General features: G+C 46.4%; 2 protein-coding genes. Both read right to left on the reverse strand.

The genetic code is table 11. From position 1 onward, the window contains the following. Positions 1-688: hypothetical protein (locus ACRC27_RS07500; RefSeq protein WP_438639558.1), on the reverse strand; the 688-nt coding region annotated here is incomplete at its 3' end. A gap of 419 nt (positions 689-1107) precedes the next feature. After that, on the reverse strand, positions 1108-1400 hold a 293-nt coding region (locus ACRC27_RS07505; RefSeq protein ID WP_438639559.1), incomplete at its 5' end, for an MGH1-like glycoside hydrolase domain-containing protein.

The following is a 1400-nucleotide window of genomic DNA, read 5'->3' on the forward strand; positions in this document are numbered from 1 at the left end:
ATGCTCGAAAAGTGCCATCGGTGGTATTGGTTACGCCGACAATAATGGTCCCGTCTTGGTTGAGCGCGAGGGCATTGGAAAAATCTTGCCCTGCGGCACTATTTAATGACCCCAAATCATGAATAGCGGACGTTTCACGTTCCCAATACACCGCATGTAAGGTGGCGTCAGCGGTTGTACTAGCGCCGGCAATAATGGCACCGTCACCGCTAATCGCATTGGCCGTTGAACCGGTCAGTTGTGGGTTTAATGTGGGTAAAACACTGACTTGATGTGGACCGAGCCACATGACGGCTTGACTGACCGCCCCGGAGGTAGTCGACGGATTATAATCGACAAAACCCACGATATATTGCCCATCATTACTGATGGCTGATGCTCGACTGATCCCACCGCGTAATGCATAGGGAACCGGTAATAAGGAAATTCCCTGTGTCGCACTCCATAAAAACGCTTGTGAACCTTGCGATAAAGTCATTCCTCCCACCGCAAATTGCCCTGATGGCGTCATGGCGACGACCGACGCACCCAATTGGGCGCCAATATCCACGATCCCTTGCTGTTGATAGTGTGCCAGTAAATCTGAGTTGTTATTTGTCGACGCTGCTTGCGCATGTGGTAATGAAAGTATGCCCACCGCATTTAGTAGCGCGAATATTACGTGCTTCTTGCATACCAGATTAGCCATTTTGTCATTCTCTTGATTATTTTACCCGACTTAAAATGTCGGCTTTTATATCGCGTACGGAAAATATCACTCCACACAGATATTTAATGGACAAAAAAAGACGCGTGACTATCTTGACTTAAAAGTAATTAATTATGGTGTCCCCTTGTAAACAGGTATTTAGGAAAAACATTTACCGGTACAACACAAAAAAATGCCATCTATAACCACACTGAAAACAAAGGGAATAAAAAATAACTGAGAGCCGACGCAGAAAAACAGCACCCACAATAAATATATTTAAACTCATAGAAATTACGTTTTGCAATAGGCCTAACCTCAACTATTAAAACGCAAAACAAATCCATACGTACCTGCAGATAAATAAAAAGGCCGGAAGCACAAGCAACCGGCCTTTTATTTACTGTTTAGCGTTATCGTTACGACTTTTTATCCGCACTGAAAAAGCCGTGATACAGCATATACAAGTGCGCTGAACTCCAAGAGAAGTTCGGTGCGCCTTGCTGAGCACCGGTTTCTGGGTTGTAGTTCTCACGGATCGGGCCGTCTTGCGTCAGGCCGTTGGCATTACGGAACAGCTTATTTGCCAACTCCACCGCCTGAGCACGATAACCGTACTGCTCCATCCCTTTTACCCCAAAATAGAACTGATCCAGCCACACGCGGCCACGCCAGTAGATATCTGGGCCATAGGCTGGGTTGGTTAACGCCG

The organism is Plesiomonas sp. (assembly GCF_051650925.1).
In the GTDB taxonomy this organism is placed as follows: Bacteria; Pseudomonadota; Gammaproteobacteria; order Enterobacterales; family CAMTGL01; genus Plesiomonas.